The sequence below is a fragment of the Cupriavidus sp. SIMBA_020 genome (assembly GCF_046535395.1).
GTDB classification, from domain to species: Bacteria; Pseudomonadota; Gammaproteobacteria; order Burkholderiales; family Burkholderiaceae; genus Cupriavidus; species Cupriavidus campinensis.
Genome location: NZ_JAWRWU010001218.1, coordinates 1 through 251, shown reverse-complemented (window position 1 = coordinate 251; position 251 = coordinate 1). Strand labels below are relative to the sequence as shown.

Sequence of the window (251 nt, the reverse complement as noted above, 5' to 3'; positions counted from 1 at the left end):
CAAGCTGAGCCAGGAGGCCGACGTCAGGCTGCTGGCGGAACTGAAGGCCCAGGGCGTGCTGGTCACGACGCCTGACACGGCGGGCTTCGCCAAGGCCACCGCCTCGGTGGACGAGAAATGGCTGGCCAGTCCCATCGGCCCCTACGTCAAGAAGGTTCTGGCCGCGGCGCGCGGCAACTGACACGTCCTTCGGCCGCCCGCGTCCCGCCCCGGCGGGCACGCCGGCGGACCGCGCACAAGGCAGGAGACAA

Annotated in this window: 1 pseudogene; it reads left to right on the top strand. The window is 71.3% G+C overall.

Going from position 1 to position 251, the window contains the following annotated elements:
• Window positions 1-181 (top strand): annotated as a pseudogene (locus tag SB751_RS33405) (TRAP transporter substrate-binding protein); the annotation flags it as partial.
• Window positions 182-251: the final 70 nt, after the last annotated feature.